The organism is Aeromonas sp. R1-2 (assembly GCF_040908505.1).
GTDB lineage: Bacteria > Pseudomonadota > Gammaproteobacteria > Enterobacterales > Aeromonadaceae > Aeromonas > Aeromonas veronii.
Genome location: NZ_JBFODU010000046.1, coordinates 1 through 14313, shown reverse-complemented (window position 1 = coordinate 14313; position 14313 = coordinate 1). Strand labels below are relative to the sequence as shown.

Here is a 14313-nt window from a genome sequence, read left to right as displayed (position 1 = left end):
TTGATATGGGGTCAGCCTACGGATCTGCGCCGTGCTCGGCCAATGGGCCTTTCCTCGCCCTTTGATAGGCAAGACAAATGGGTGTTGCTGGGGGATGTGTAACCGCGCCGGATATTGCATGATGGTGGTTTCGAGAAGGAGCCTCATATGCAGATTACTATCCGTCATGCCGAACCCACCGATGCCCCCGCCTTGCGGGATCTCTACGCCATGCCTAATGCCCAGGCGGGCACTCTGCACCTGCCCACACCTCCCCTTAGCCAGTGGCAGAAGCGGTTGGAGAGCAGTGATGTGGTCGCCTTGGTGGCGGAGGTAGAGGGGCTGCTGGTGGGCCAGATCTCCTTGCACGTAGAACCCAATCCCAGACGCAAGCATGTGGCCGGGATTGGCATGGGAGTGCGGGATGACTGGGCTGGCAAGGGGGTTGGCTCTGCCCTGATGGCCGCGGCGCTGGATCTGGCCGATAACTGGCTCAACCTGCACCGGATTGAGCTGACCGTCTATACCGACAATGAGCCCGCACAGGCGCTCTATCGCAAGTTCGGTTTCACGCAGGAGGGGTTGGCCCGTGACTATGCCTTCCGCCAGGGGCGCTATGTGGATGCACTCTATATGGCCAGAGTTGCGGGGAGCGCCAGTCGCTAACGGTATGGTCGACTATCATGCCAGATTGCGCCCGGTGATCCGGGCGCTGGAACAGAATCCCGATCTCTCCATCGAAACGCTGGCAAGCAGTGCCTGCTTGTCTTTCTACCATTTTCACCGGGTGTTTACGGCTGTGGCGGGGGAGACGCCCGGGGAGATGTGTCGTCGTCTGCGCATCCAGCGGGCTGCTTGGCAGCTCTGCTATACCGATGCCAGTGTCACGGCCATTGCGTTGGGGGCGGGGCTCGCCAGCTCCCAGGCGTTTGCCAAGGTATTTCGCCGTTACTATGGTTGCACGCCGGGAGAGTTTCGCCGTGACAAGAGCAAGAATGGACACTTGATGAGCAAGGATGGACACGCACTTGTGCTGCCTAATCCTTATGCTGAGGGTCACTCATCAGCAAGGAGCAATACCATGAAAACCATCGAGATGGACGCCCGCACTCTGGCCTATATACGTGTCACCGGCCCCTATGGCGAGGGGTATGGTCCCGTTTGTAGTCAGCTGCATCAGTGGGCCAGCGCCCGCGGTCTGGAAGGTGGGGAGTGGATCTTCATCTATCACGATAACCCCGAGGTGACTCCGCCAGCCCAGTGTCGCACTGACATCGGGGTGACGGTGCCTGCGGGGACGGTGGGGATGGGGGCGGTCGAGATCCAGCTTATTCCCGCCGGTCGTTACGCCCAGTCCCGTTATCTTATTACCGACCGCAGTCAGTATGGCCCGCGTTGGCAGGAGCATATCGGCGACATCGTTGCTGCCGGGCTGGAGTTTGGCAATGGTCCCTGCTTCGAGCTTTATCACAGCATGAGCGATGATCCTGTGCAGGACGATGTCAGCTTTTGCTCCAGCCTCAAGGGGTAGGACGCAGCAAGACGGAAGGGATGGTACAGAACGTTGCGCAGAAACGAGAGAGCCGGACAGTGTCCGGCTCTTTTGCATCTGGCGGTTTGGCGGCGGTTAGCGCTGGAACCCCTTCTGGGCGAACTTGGGACGGGCGTTCATGATCTGCTCCACCTGCTCGTCGCTCATCTTGCCGCGCGACAGTCCCAGCACCTTGTAGGTGAGCAGCGGTCGGGCGGGCAGGGCGATCATCAGGGCGCGGATCTGGTTCTCGTCATCCTTCTCCCGGGTCGGCTTGCCGTAGGCGTAGGTGAGGACGCCGGCATCCATCAGGTTTTTGACGGCGGGCTCGGTGATCGGCAAGTTTATGACGCTTTTACGCTGCAGCACGAACTCGCGCAGCACCGCCTTCTCGTTGAAGTCGAGGAAGCCGATCATCTGGGCCAGCTGGTCCTGCTGACGGCGCGCCTGCCACTCTTCGCATGCCCACTCCCAGGCGATCAGGAAGCCCTGACTGCAGAAGTAGGAGATGGCGATCAGCATGCCGACCCCCAGCCAGGCCGCATGATCCGCAGCCCACTGGCTGACGGCCCCTTTCATCAGCCCGGCCGGAAACAGCAGAATGATGCTGCAGCAGAGCAACAACCAGACCATCAGCCAATTGAGGCGGTTCAGTTGATAGAAATGTTGGATCCACCGTTTCATTGTTCATCCTTCCCAAACTGTTGTGGATAGTGAACTACCTACAGCAATCGGTGTGCCAACAGCGCAATGGTGGCGGGGAGGGGCGCTGGCGAGGTTACATTCCCTTACAACTTATTGAGTGAGTTGCCATTAATTTGCCTTGTGAGGCGGGGGGCGAGTTGCTAAAACGTCCCCTCAGTCATTGGGGAGTAGCAACCCGCCCGCATTCCGGGCCGGGCCCATGTCAACACTCTTGGATCCTCGCATCCATGGCATGGGCGGCGATAGGCACTATCGCTCTGCAAGACCTTTGGCCTCGATATGCACGCCAGCCGGGCGAGCCATGTCGGGTCCATCGGTTATTCTGCTCGCCTGGCGGTATCTATTATGTTGATTACCCTGCTGTTATTTCTCGTCTCTGCGGTCACCATCTACCTTGCCTGCGAATACTTCGTCAACGGCATCGAGTGGACCGGCCACCACTTCAAACTCTCCCAAAGTGCCACTGGCTCGCTGTTGGCAGCGCTAGGCACGGCACTGCCCGAGTGCATCGTGACCCTCACCGCTCTGCTGATGGGCAACACGACCGCCCAGCAAGAGATCGGCATCGGTGCCGCCCTCGGCGGGCCGCTGGTGTTGGCCACCATCGGCTATGCGGCAGTCGGCCTCACCCTGCTGCTTTGCATGGGGCGTACCGAACGGGCCATCGATGGCGAGGTGCAGCGCGAGATTGGCCGGGATCAGCGCTGGTTTATCGGCATCTTTCTGGTGGCGACCGCGCTGGGGCTGGTCGCCTTTACCGGCAAGAGCTGGCTGGCCCCGCTCTTCCTGCTGGTCTACCTCGTCTATGTAAGGCGCGAGCTGAAACAGAGTGACAGCCACGAAGTCGAATTGCCGGAGCTCCTCAAATTGGCACCCGATGCCGGGATCCCGCCCCTTGGCAAGGTGTTGCTGCAGACGTTGGCTGCGCTGGTGGTGGTAGCGCTGGCGGCCCAGCTGTTTGTCCATCAGCTGGAGAGCATGGGCGAGCTGTTTGGCCTCTCTCCGGTGCTGGCGGCCCTGCTGCTGAGTCCGGTGGCGACCGAGATGCCGGAGCTGATGAACGTGCTGATCTGGGTGCGGCAGGGAAAGAACCGGCTGGCGCTGGCCAATATCTCCGGGGCCATGATGATCCAGGGCACTATCCCCAAGGCCTTCTGTCTGCTCTTTACCCCCTGGTTGCTGGATGGCGCCATGATGGCCTCCTCGCTGGTGACGCTGCTGGCAGTGGGCTTGCTCTGGTGGGGGTTCAGAAAGGGGGTCATGACCGCCGGGCGGTTGGCGCTGGTTGGTCTGCTCTATCTCGGTTTCTGCGGCTGGCTGCTGGTGAGCTGAAACGGGAGGCGCGGATATGAAAAAGCCCCCTTGGGTCAGGGGGCTTTGCTGTCGCGGTTGGTCGCGGCGCTTACAGCGCGGCGATCTCGGCCTGCTGGGCTTCCAGCTTGGTCAGCTGGAGACGGTAATCTTCCAGCTTCTCGCGCTCTTTGGCGATGACCGCTTCCGGCGCCTTGGCGACGAAGGCTTCGTTGCCGAGTTTGCCTTCGATACGGCCGCACTCGCCCACCAGACGGGCAACCTCTTTGGCCAGACGGGCCAGTTCGGCATCCTTGTCGATGAGACCGGCCATCGGGATCATCAGCTCGGTGGCACCGATCAGCTTCTTCACTGACAGCGGGGCGGTTTCACCGTCCGCCAGTACGCGGATAGATTCCAGACGGGCCAGCGACTTGAGGAAGGCCTCGTTGTCAGCGGCGCGCTGGGCATCCTTGGCATCGCACTGGAGCAGCACGTTGAGAGGCACGCTCGGGGCCACGTTCATCTCGGCGCGGATGTTGCGGATGCTGACGATGAACTCCTTCACCCACTCCTGATCCGCCATCGCGGCTTCGTCCACCTTGGTGGCGTCGAACTCCGGGAAGGCCTGAATCATGATGGTATCGGCGTGTACGCCAGCCAGCGGGGCGACAGATTTCCAGATGGTCTCGGTGATGAACGGGATGATCGGGTGCGCCAGACGCAGCAGGGTCTCGAGGACGCTGACGAGGGTGTGGCGGGCAGCGCGCTGCTCGGCCTCGGAACCCTTGGTCAGTACCGGCTTGGTCAGCTCCAGATACCAGTCACAGAACTGGTTCCAGATAAATTCGTACAGCACGCCAGCCGCGATATCGAAGCGGTAGGTATCGAGGGCGGTACGGAAGTCACGGATGGCCACTTGCAGCTGGGACTGGATCCAGCGATCCGCCAGACTGAACTGCATCTCGCCACCGGCAAAACCGCAGTCCTGATCTTCGGTGTTCATCAGCACATAGCGGGAGGCGTTCCACAGCTTGTTGCAGAAGTTGTTGTAGCCGTCCAGGCGCTTCATGTCCCAGTTGATGTCACGACCGGTAGAGGCCAGCGCTGCCAGGGTGAAGCGCAGGGCGTCGGTACCGTGGGCATCGATCCCTTCCGGGAACTGCTTGGCGGTACGCTTGGCGATCTTCTCGGCCATCTGCGGTTGCATCATGTTGCCGGTGCGCTTCTCCAGCAGGTCTTCCAGCGAGATGCCGTCGATCATGTCGAGGGGGTCCAGCACGTTGCCCTTGGACTTTGACATCTTCTGGCCCTCTTCGTCACGGATGAGGCCTGTGATGTAGACGGTCTTGAACGGGACTTGCGGCTGGCCGTTTTCGTCCTTGATGAAGTGCATGGTCATCATGATCATCCGGGCAATCCAGAAGAAGATGATGTCGAAGCCGCTCATCAGTACGTCGGTCGGGTGGAAGGTCTTGAGTGCCTCGGTGTTGTTCGGCCAGCCCAGGGTGGAGAAGGTCCACAGGGCGGAGCTGAACCAGGTGTCGAGCACGTCTTCGTCCTGACGCAGTACGGTTACGGCCGGGATGCTGTGCTTGGCGCGCACTTCGTCTTCGCTGCGGCCAACGTAGACGTTGCCGGCATCGTCATACCATGCCGGGATGCGGTGACCCCACCACAGCTGACGGGAGACGCACCAGTCCTGAATGTCGCGCATCCAGGAGAAGTACATGTTTTCGTACTGCTTCGGCACGAACTGGATGCGGCCATCTTCCACCGCTTCGATAGCGGTCTTGGCCATCGGTGCGACGCGCACGTACCACTGGTCGGTCAGCATCGGCTCGATGGGCACGCCACCGCGATCGCCGTACGGCTGTTGCAGTATGTGATCCTTGATCTCGTCCAGCAGGCCCAGCTCTTCCAGCTTGGCCAGAATCGCTTTACGGGCGGCGAAGCGCTCCAGACCGGCGAACTCGGCCGGCAGGGCTGCGTCATAGGCGGTGCTCGGGTTGCCGTTGGTATCGACCACTTCGGCCTCGGCACGCACGTGGGCGTCCAGGGTGAAGATGTTGATCATCGGCAGGCTGTGGCGCTTGCCCACTTCGTTATCGTTGAAGTCGTGGGCCGGGGTGATCTTCACGCAACCGGTGCCCTTCTCCATATCGGCGTGTTCGTCGGCAACGATGGGGATCAGACGGTTCACCAGCGGCAGCAGGATGTGCTGGCCGATCAGCGCCTTGTAGCGCGGGTCTTCCGGGTTCACGGCCACGGCGGTATCGCCCAGCATGGTCTCCGGACGGGTGGTGGCGACGATCAGGTAATCCTTGCCTTCAGCGGTCTTGGCGCCGTTGGCCAGCGGATAGCGCAGGTGCCACATGTGGCCCTTGATCTCGCGGTTTTCCACTTCCAGATCGGAGATGGCGGTGTTGAGTTTCGGATCCCAGTTCACCAGACGCTTGCCGCGGTACATCAGGCCATCTTCGTAAAGACGAACAAATACTTCCTGCACGGCGGCGGAGAGACCCTCATCCATGGTAAAGCGCTCGCGCTCCCAATCTACGGAGTCGCCCAGACGGCGCATCTGGCGGGTGATGGTGCCACCGGACTCTTCCTTCCACTGCCAAATCTTGTCGATGAAGGCATCACGGCCGTAATCGTGGCGAGTTTTGCCCTCTTCTGCAGCGATCTTGCGTTCAACCACCATCTGGGTGGCGATACCGGCGTGGTCGGTACCAGCCTGCCACAGGGTGTTCTTGCCCTGCATGCGGTTGTAGCGGATCAGGGTATCCATCAGGGTTTGCTGGAAGGCGTGACCCATGTGCAGGCTGCCGGTGACGTTCGGCGGCGGGATCATGATGCAGAAGGAGTCTTTGCTGGTGTCGCCGTGGGGCTTGAAGTAACCCTGGGCTTCCCAGTGCTGATAGAGCGCCTGTTCGATGGCGTTGTGATTAAAAGTCTTTTCCATGGTCTCGCCGTAATCTGGATGGATGGAGTCTGGTGTTGATTCTTTATGGATCAATTGGTTGCAGTCAGGGCTGCGCCGGATCCGGTGCGGCAAGGACGGGCTGATCCCTCATTTCGAGGGTATGGCCTGCCTGGCGATAGTGCTTGTAGCGCTCGCGGGCTTGCTGCTTTTGTGTTTCGTCAGTGGGGACAAAATCTACCACTTGAGCGAAGTGTCCTGCAAACAAAGGTGTCGCAGTGGCCAGATTGATGAGGCGGGCGTAGCGCCGTTTCGGTGGCTGATAGCCGATCTCCACCGGGGCCATGCCGCTTTCGCCTTGCAGCTGGTGCGGCACGAAGCGCTCCGGCGGCAGTTGCCACAACAGCTCGTCCAGACGCAGGGCCTGGGCCTCATCGTTGCAGAACAGGTAGATATGGCCCGCGCCCCACGACTCGGCAGCAAGAGTGCAGGCCAGTCGCTCGACCGCAGAGGCCTGCGCGTCATCCTGTTCGCTCATCAGGTAAAAGGTCACTTGGCTCATCAGGTTGATCCCGTTTTGCGGTGACGGACTGTTGACCGCCTCATGAGGCTGACGGGGCGTTTCCCGTCCGCAGCTCACTGATTCAAGAATGAAACAAGGAAGAGGCGGGCCTCTTCCTTGTGGTTCAGGGTAACGCCAACCCTTCCGATGCAGCCATCGGCAGGGGCCGGAGAGTTACTCTTTCTCTTCGATATCCACGCCAGCCCGGTTCAGCAGGAACTGGGTCAGCAGGGGCACCGGACGACCGGTGGAGCCTTTATCCTTGCCACTCTTCCAGGCTGTCCCGGCGATATCCAGGTGGGCCCAGTTGTACTTCTTGGTGAAGCGTGACAGGAAGGCGGCCGCGGTGATGGTGCCAGCCGGACGACCACCGATGTTGGCCATGTCGGCGAACGGGCTGTCGATCTGCTCCTGATACTCGTCGAACAACGGCAGACGCCATGCGCGATCACCCGCCTGTTCGGAGGCGTTGAGCAGCTCGTGGGCCAGCGGGTTGTGGTTGGCCAGCAGACCCGAGGTGTGGTGACCCAGCGCGATGACGCAGGCACCGGTCAGGGTCGCCACGTCGATCACGGTTTCCGGATCGAAGCGGTCCACATAGGTCAGTGCATCACACAGCACCAGGCGACCTTCCGCATCGGTGTTGAGCACTTCGATGGTCTGGCCTGACATGGAGGTGAGGATGTCACCCGGGCGATAGGCGTTGCCACCCGGCATGTTCTCGCAGCCTGCCAGCACGCCGATGACGTTGATCGGCAGTTGCAGCTGGGCCAGCGCATGCATGGTACCGAGCACGGAGGCGGCGCCACCCATGTCGTACTTCATCTCGTCCATGCCGTCGGCCGGTTTGATGGAGATGCCGCCGGAGTCAAAGGTCAGACCCTTGCCGACCAGCACGATGGGCTTGGCATCCGGATGACCCTTGTATTCGATGATGGCCATCATGGCTTCGTTGTCGGAGCCGCGAGCCACCGCCAGATAGGAGTTCATGCCGAGCTCGGCCATCTCCTGCTCGCCCACCACCTTGGTGGTGATGTTGTCGTAGGCATCGGCCAGACGACGGGCCTGGGAGGCCAGATAGGCCGGGTTGCAGACGTTGGGCGGCATGTTCGCCACGTCGCGGCAGACCCGCACACCCTTGGCCACGGCCAGACCGTGAGCGATGGCTTTTTCACCAATGGTCAGTTCCCGACGCGTCGGCACGTTGAATACCAGCTTGCGCAGCGGGCGACGTGGCTCGGCCTTGTTGGTCTTGAACTGATCAAAGCTGTAGAGGCCCGCCTTGGTGGTTTCTACCGCCTGGCGCACCTTCCAATAGGTATCCCGCCCCTTGACGTGCAGCTCGGTGAGGAAGCAGACAGCTTCCATGGAGCCGGTTTCGTTCAGGGTGGTGATGGTCTTGTTGATGATCTGCTTGTACTGGCGTTCGTCGAGTTCCCGCTCCTTGCCGCATCCGACCAGCAGTACGCGCTCGCTGAGCACGCCCGGTACTTGATGCAGCAGCAGCATCTGGCCTGGTTTCCCTTCCAGGTCGCCACGGCGCAGCAGCGAACTGATATAGCCATCGCTGATCTTGTCCAGTTGTTCGGCAACCGGAGAGAGGCGACGAGGCTCAAATACGCCGACTACGACGCAGGCGCTCCGTTGCTTCTCTGGACTGCCACTCTTTACACTGAACTCCATGGAATCTCCTACATCCTAAAGACAAAAGGCACCTTTTATTGAATAATGCGGTGCTTGTTGGGGTATCAGAGGCGGAGCGAACAGCCACAGGCTCCGCAGTTCAAACTGGTAAAAATCCAATATACGGCCCTATTTTTCAGGCATTCGACTAAAAACACAAGTTTACTTGGGAATGACTGTGATCGTTTTCCGATATTTGTTCAGGGAAACCCTGAAAACCCAGCTGGCAGTGTTATTCGTATTGCTGCTTATCTTTGTCAGCCAACAATTTATCAAGATCATCGGTGACGCCGCCGATGGCGAGGTGCCGACACGTCTGGTCTCCACCCTGCTGCTGCTCAACTTGCCCAATATGGCGTTGTTGATGCTGCCTATCAGTCTCTTTTTAGCCATTTTGTTTGCCCATGGTCGCCTCTACGCCGAAAGCGAGATGACGGTGATGCATGCGGTCGGCTTCAGCCACCGTTTCGTGATGCGCAGCGCCATGTTGCTGGCCTTGCTGACGGCGGTGGTCGCGGCGTTCAACACTGGCTGGATCGCCCCGCAGGCCAAGGAGCGCGAGTATCAGGTGATCGACGAGTTCAAGTCGGATCCGGGTATCTCCTTCCTGCAGGCTGGCCGCTTTATGGAGCTCGACAAGGGGCGTCTGGTTGCCTATATCCAGGATTTGAACGACAACGGCTCAAAACTGCAAAAGATCTTCGTGCTGCAGCGGGCGGAGGGGAATAATCCTCCCTCGGTGGTGGTGGCGACCGAAGGGGTGGTGACGGTCGACGAGAACGGTCTGCAGTGGCTGACCCTGATGGATGGTTCCCGCTACGAAGGGAACTTCTCCGGCAAGCAGTTCCAGATCTCCGATTTTCGCGAATATGGTCTGGTGATCCGCCAGCAAGAGATGGAGCGTTCCAACCGCAAGGCGGCGGCCAAGCCGACCATGGAACTGTTCGGTACCCAGGACAACGCCATGATGGCGGAATTGCAGTGGCGTATCTCGCTGCCCCTCTCCATTCCGGTGCTCACCCTGCTGGTGGTACCGCTGGCGCGGGTCAACCCCCGTCAGGGGCGCTACGCCAAGCTGTTGCCGGCCATCATGCTCTATCTCTCCTACTTCCTGCTGCTCAGCGCCGCCCGTTCGGCCATCGACAGCGGTCGGCTGCCCTATTGGCCGGGGATGTTCCTGGTGCCGCTCGGTTACCTGCTGTTTATCGGCCTGCCCCTCAATCTGCAGGGCACCAGCTGGTGGAACGGGGTGAAAGGGCGCTATTTCAACAGAAAATCAGCATGATGCTGCAACATAGGAACTTCTGCTGATGTTTGGCATTCTCGATAGATATATCGGTAGGGTCATCTTTATGTCGATCCTGCTGTGTGAAATCACGCTGGTTGGTCTGGCGGCGCTCATCAAGTATGTGGAGCAGCTCAAGTCGGTCGGTGACGGCAACTACGACATGATCAATGCCCTCTACTATGTGCTGCTCTCCATGCCCAAGGAGGCGGTGCTCTTCTTCCCGCTGGCCGCGCTGCTGGGTGGCCTGATTGGTCTGGGTCAGCTGGCGACCAGCTCCGAGCTGGTGGTGATGCAGGCGGCGGGTCGCTCCAAGATCAGTATTGTAATGGCGGCGCTCAAGACGGCGATCCCGCTGATGATCATGGTGGGGCTGATGGGGGAATATGTGGCCCCCATCGCCAAGCGGATAGCTGATGACATCAAGGCGGGCGCGCTCTCCGAAGGTCGTCTGACGGTTTCCGCCTACGGGGTGTGGGCTCGCGATGGCAACAACTTCGTCAATATCAACGGGGTGCGCAACGATGGCGCCCTCACCGGCATCACCCTCTATCGCTTCACCCCCGAGCGCAAGCTGATCGACGTGGTGCAGGCGCAGGAGGGGGTGTTCGAGCGCCACCACTGGCTGCTCAAGCAGACTCAGGTTACCCGCTTCGACGACCCGGCGCAGATCCGTAGCGAACAGCATGACAAGATGGAGTGGAGCTCGGAGCTGACGCCCAAACAGCTGGGGGTGGTGAGTATCGACCCCGAGAACCTCTCGGTCTCCGGTCTGCTCGACTACATCGGCTATCTCGATGCCAACAAGCAGGATGCCGGTCGCTACAAGCTGGAGATGTGGCGCAAATTGCTGTCACCGCTCTCGGTGGTGGCGATGATCCTGCTGGCATCCTCCTTCATCTTCGGCCCGCTACGCTCGGTGAGCATGGGGGCACGGATGCTGATGGGGATCATGACCGGCTTTGCCGTCTATGTGAGCGATCGGGTGTTTGGCCCCATCAGTCTGGTCTATGCGGTACCGCCGATTCTGGCGGCTATCGCGCCCAGTCTGCTGTTTGGCGGCATCTCCTTCTACATCCTCAGCCGCAAGCAGTAATCCGCACGAGATTATGAGGAAATGCAAAGAGGGTACCTGTTGGTGCCCTCTTTCGTTGCTGCATTGATCCGGGATTACTTGTTAAGCAATTCCAGATTTTCCTGCTTGCTCAGCACGATCACTTCGCACTCGGCCCAGATATCCTGAAACGCCCGTGGGCGCTGGCGGTTGAACAGGCACATCAGGTTGCCCAGACCAAAGGCGGCGGTAGCGAGACGGATCAGCGCCTGGGTAACGCGGATGTGGCTGCCATCCTCGTTCTGAATGCGCAGCCGCCAGGCGCGCATGCCGACGGTCTGGCCAGCACGGGTCCAGAACCAGGTGTAGAAACCACAGATGACGAAGGCGAGCCACAGGGTGTAGATCAGGCTCAGGTGGTGGCGGGTCAGCAACCAGACGGTATCTTCACCCACCGGTACGCTGGCCATGCCGGTGACCAGCAACAGCTTGGCGACACCCATGCCGATAAAGCCGGCGATGATCAGCAGCGAAGTCACCACCAGCGCATCATAAATCAGAGCGCCGAGGCGACGCAGCAGACCTGCTGACGGGTATGGCTGAGTGGCGGGAGAGGGGGATTTTAGTTGGACTTTTTTAGGCTTGGCCATCGTTTTTATTCCATTAAGATGATGGCGGCATTCTATGTAACTGGCCCCGCATCGGCAAGGCGTTGAATAAATGAACAAACGGGAGTGTTCAATCGAAAAACACCTTGCATGGCATCGCGCCATTCGTATAATCCCTCGCAGTTGCCCGGGTGGCGAAATCGGTAGACGCAGCGGATTCAAAATCCGCCGGTGAATAACCGTGTCGGTTCGAGTCCGACCCCGGGCACCATTCTTTTCCCTGTTTGGTCAACAGGTTACAGCGCTAAATAGCGCTCCTGCTCAAAGTTTCTGCGGTTGATAACTCTCATTCATGTGCAAATATGTGCAAGAGGCTTCAACCAATGGCAAGCATACAAGTTCTCACTCGAAAAACCGGCAAGTCCTATCGCGTTCAGTTCATGCGCAACGGCAACCGTGTATCCAAAGTTTTTACCCGCAAAAAAGACGCAGAGCAGTTCCTGGCTCAGATCACTGTATCTGACGAGCTGGCAGATGCCTTAACCAACGTCACCCTCACCAGTTCCACCATTCAACAAGCTATCCATGAGTACCTTGAACAGCACAAGGGACGGGACAAATCTGTACCACAGCGTCTGGGCTGGTGGGCTGAACATCTCGGCGACAAGACGTTGAACAAGGTAAATCGCCAGCGGATCAAAAACGCCATCTCGATTCTGGAGGCAGAGGGGAAAGCGCCTGCGACCCTGAACCGCTACAAAGCAGCGTTGTCAGCAGTCTTTGCCTACATGTGTGATCGCTATGACCTCAAAGTGAACCCTTGCCTGGAAGTGAAACAGAAGAGGGAAGACAATGCTCGCACACGCTTTTTGTCGACAGATGAACTTGCTCGATTGATGAAGGCCACCAAGTTGAGCAAGTGGGAGCGACTTCATATGCTGGTTCATATGGCGTTGACCACTGGTGCACGGAGGGGCGAGTTGATTGGCCTCAAATGGTCAGACATTAATTTCAACACGCGCACAGCTCACTTGGCGGTGACCAAGAATGGTAGTCAGAGGGTTCTATCTCTGACCGCTGACTTGCTTACTGAGCTCTCCAAGTTTCGCGAGATTGGTGCCAGCTTTGTGTTCCCTCATCCCTCTGGCCTCAATCGACCGTTTACCGAGTTTGATTACCATTGGCAGGCCGCGAAGAAAGCCGCGTTGCTCTCTGATTTCCATTTTCATGACCTTCGGCACAGCTGTGCCAGCTTGTTGGCGATGAACGGTGCCAGCATTCTGGAGATCGCAGAGGTGTTAGGCCATAAGTCGATCACCATGACCCAACGATATTCCCATTTGTGCAATGCCCATAAAGCCAAACTCACTGATCGGGTATTTGGTAATCTCATGGGTGGTTAATCAATTAGGCTGTGCAGCTTAGATGTATTGAACATGTTAGCCTGAGCCCCTCGCATCTATGGATGCGGGGGGCTTTTGTTTGTCTGGGGATGTAGTAGATGAGTGATCAATATATAAACAGCGATTTTCTGGAGGGTTTAGTCGTATGGCAAAAATCACCAGATGATAACCCCATCATTTTTGATGGAGAGGAAGGAATTCCGTACTTCTCCCTAAATGGCCGCCCGAGGTTGGCGATTACAAAAGATGGTCAATTAATAGACTGCGTATCAATCGACATCACAGCCAAAAAAGTAACGTCCGATGATGAGGTCGAGCACCAAAATGACCAGTGTCATATTGGGTGGTGGGAAAATAAAACTCCTCGTCTGGTTGTCACCCGGAAGGCGGTAAAGAAGGCGATTTGGTATAGCGCAAAGCTAAGGCAAATCGGATGGACTGATGAGCGCCTTAAGTGGGAATTGAGCTGCCTTGCTCAAAGTGTGATTGACGATTGTAGCGCCGGTCAGCCGGTGGCTGCGATCTGTACTCGAAATAGAATTTCTCCTCAGCAAGATGATATCCCCTTGCTAGCAATGGAAGCCTATGAGCATTACCAAGGTTTCGGTCCAAGAAAGGGCTTTAAAGTATCGCTTAAAAAGATAAATGCGGGGGAGCTTGCAGATACAGTGATGAGATTGGCCATCTATATAGCGCTGATCAATCCGTGTCTGGGTAGGCCTTGGGGTAGGCAGTACACCCGGCAGGGGCAACGTTCTAAATAACTGATCCTAATAGTGCTACACCTTCGCTGTGCCATAGCCATTCCCCGGGAAAGGAGACACGGTATCCATGAAGTGTTTCACTCGAGCCAGCAGGTTGGCCATCCTTCTGCATTGATGATTGCGCGTGATGGTTTCATGCAACTTGTGCCACAGCCGTTCTATGTGATTAACCCAAGGACTGTAAACTGGCTGGAATACCAGGCAGAACTTGGGATTCTTCTTCAACCATCGCTCGGTCTGCTTGCTTTTGTGAATGATGTAGTTATCGAGGATCAGCGTGATGGTTTTGGCTCGTCGGTAGTGGTGACGCAGCTTTTCCAGCATGGCGATAAACAGCGATGAGTTTTTCTTTATCCCGCTGACGTAAAGCACTCTTCCGTTGCCTGCATGGAGAACGCCTGCCAGGTAATGTTTGGCGTTCTGTCCCGGTGTGACAACCCGCTTTTGCTGCGCTCTGAACATCCAGTCGGCCCCAAATTTGGGATTGAGGTCTATATCGACTTCATCCTCATAAAACACCGGATTA

At 58.1% G+C, this 14313-nt stretch carries 12 protein-coding genes, 1 tRNA gene, 1 pseudogene and 1 riboswitch; of the genes and pseudogenes, 8 read left to right on the top strand and 6 right to left on the bottom strand.

Annotated features, from left to right (window positions below; all coding sequences use genetic code 11):
* Nucleotides 1–147: 147 nt before the first annotated feature.
* Nucleotides 148–645: a GNAT family N-acetyltransferase gene (locus AB5Y76_RS16095; protein WP_263718938.1), complete on the top strand. Its 498-nt coding sequence runs from the start codon at nucleotides 148–150 to the stop codon at nucleotides 643–645.
* A gap of 4 nt (nucleotides 646–649) precedes the next feature.
* A complete protein-coding gene (locus tag AB5Y76_RS16090; protein ID WP_263718940.1) occupies nucleotides 650–1510 on the top strand; it encodes a GyrI-like domain-containing protein in 861 nt (286 codons plus the stop codon).
* 96 nt (nucleotides 1511–1606) lie between these two features.
* On the opposite strand, the gene AB5Y76_RS16085 is transcribed toward AB5Y76_RS16090, so the two are convergent.
* Entirely contained in the window at nucleotides 1607–2194 is a 588-nt protein-coding gene (locus AB5Y76_RS16085; RefSeq protein ID WP_005336432.1) for a superinfection exclusion B family protein, read from the bottom strand.
* A gap of 171 nt (nucleotides 2195–2365) precedes the next feature.
* Nucleotides 2366–2472, top strand: a riboswitch (yybP-ykoY riboswitch).
* An 88-nt stretch (nucleotides 2473–2560) separates the two neighbouring features.
* On the opposite strand from AB5Y76_RS16085, the gene AB5Y76_RS16080 reads away from it, so the two are divergent.
* Nucleotides 2561–3547, top strand: a complete 987-nt coding sequence (locus AB5Y76_RS16080; protein WP_263718943.1) for a sodium:calcium antiporter — start codon at nucleotides 2561–2563, stop codon at nucleotides 3545–3547.
* A gap of 70 nt (nucleotides 3548–3617) precedes the next feature.
* Here the strand turns inward: AB5Y76_RS16080 and AB5Y76_RS16075 are convergent, their stop codons facing one another.
* The 3 genes from AB5Y76_RS16075 to pepA form a co-directional block, all read right to left on the bottom strand.
* Entirely contained in the window at nucleotides 3618–6470 is a 2853-nt protein-coding gene (locus tag AB5Y76_RS16075) for a valine--tRNA ligase (RefSeq protein WP_263718945.1), read from the bottom strand.
* A gap of 64 nt (nucleotides 6471–6534) precedes the next feature.
* The gene (locus tag AB5Y76_RS16070; protein ID WP_040068777.1) at nucleotides 6535–6990 is read right to left on the bottom strand and encodes a DNA polymerase III subunit chi; all 456 of its coding nucleotides are present in this window, start codon (nucleotides 6988–6990) and stop codon (nucleotides 6535–6537) included.
* A 174-nt stretch (nucleotides 6991–7164) separates the two neighbouring features.
* Nucleotides 7165–8673, bottom strand: a complete 1509-nt coding sequence (pepA, locus tag AB5Y76_RS16065) for a leucyl aminopeptidase (RefSeq protein WP_005336423.1) — start codon at nucleotides 8671–8673, stop codon at nucleotides 7165–7167.
* A gap of 172 nt (nucleotides 8674–8845) precedes the next feature.
* Between pepA and lptF the strand changes: the two genes are divergently transcribed.
* Both lptF and lptG read left to right on the top strand, forming a co-directional pair.
* Nucleotides 8846–9958, top strand: a complete 1113-nt coding sequence (gene lptF / locus AB5Y76_RS16060) for an LPS export ABC transporter permease LptF (RefSeq protein ID WP_005356742.1) — start codon at nucleotides 8846–8848, stop codon at nucleotides 9956–9958.
* Between the two features lie 25 nt (nucleotides 9959–9983).
* Nucleotides 9984–11054, top strand: coding sequence for an LPS export ABC transporter permease LptG (gene lptG / locus AB5Y76_RS16055; protein ID WP_106843441.1), 1071 nt, complete (start codon nucleotides 9984–9986; stop codon nucleotides 11052–11054).
* Between the two features lie 74 nt (nucleotides 11055–11128).
* On the opposite strand, the gene AB5Y76_RS16050 is transcribed toward lptG, so the two are convergent.
* Nucleotides 11129–11662, bottom strand: coding sequence for an RDD family protein (locus tag AB5Y76_RS16050; RefSeq protein WP_263718951.1), 534 nt, complete (start codon nucleotides 11660–11662; stop codon nucleotides 11129–11131).
* A 143-nt stretch (nucleotides 11663–11805) separates the two neighbouring features.
* Between AB5Y76_RS16050 and AB5Y76_RS16045 the strand changes: the two genes are divergently transcribed.
* The 3 genes from AB5Y76_RS16045 (at nucleotide 11806) to AB5Y76_RS16035 (ending at nucleotide 13787) form a co-directional block, all read left to right on the top strand.
* A tRNA-Leu gene (locus AB5Y76_RS16045) sits at nucleotides 11806–11891 on the top strand.
* A 112-nt stretch (nucleotides 11892–12003) separates the two neighbouring features.
* Nucleotides 12004–13023 (top strand): site-specific integrase, encoded by a 1020-nt coding sequence (locus AB5Y76_RS16040; protein ID WP_263718953.1) that lies wholly within the window; start codon nucleotides 12004–12006, stop codon nucleotides 13021–13023.
* A gap of 98 nt (nucleotides 13024–13121) precedes the next feature.
* Nucleotides 13122–13787, top strand: a complete 666-nt coding sequence (locus tag AB5Y76_RS16035; RefSeq protein ID WP_368177759.1) for a hypothetical protein — start codon at nucleotides 13122–13124, stop codon at nucleotides 13785–13787.
* Nucleotides 13788–13802: 15 nt separating this feature from the next.
* On the opposite strand, the pseudogene AB5Y76_RS16030 reads toward AB5Y76_RS16035, so the two are convergent.
* Nucleotides 13803–14313 (bottom strand): annotated as a pseudogene (locus AB5Y76_RS16030) (IS630-like element ISAhy2 family transposase); the annotation flags it as partial.